Origin of the sequence: Pseudomonas sp. SWRI51 (assembly GCF_014268825.1) — a bacterium.
Taxonomy (GTDB): Bacteria; Pseudomonadota; Gammaproteobacteria; order Pseudomonadales; family Pseudomonadaceae; genus Aquipseudomonas; species Aquipseudomonas farsensis.
The window spans coordinates 1-237 of the sequence record NZ_JABWRG010000208.1 but is presented as its reverse complement, the minus strand read 5'-3'; the positions used below and the strand labels follow the sequence as shown (position 1 = coordinate 237).

Annotated in this window: 1 protein-coding gene; it reads right to left on the bottom strand. The window is 57.8% G+C overall.

Features of this window, described 5'->3' with window-relative positions; translation table 11 throughout:
• A partial coding sequence (locus HU720_RS24045; RefSeq protein ID WP_272969366.1) for a citrate/2-methylcitrate synthase occupies nucleotides 1–237 on the bottom strand: 237 nt, incomplete at both ends.

Below are 237 nucleotides of genomic sequence, written 5' to 3'. Positions count from 1 at the left end.
AACTTGCGCTGTTCGACGCCGGTGTATTCGGCGCTCGGTCGGATGATGCGATTGTTGGCGCGTTGTTCGAACACGTGGGCGGCCCAGCCGGTCAGGCGCGAGCAAACGAAGATCGGCGTAAACAACTTGGTCGGGATGCCCATGAAGTGGTACGCCGAGGCATGGTAGAAATCGGCGTTGGGGAACAGTTTTTTCTGCTCCCACATGGTCTTGTCGATGGCTTCGGAAACCGGGAAT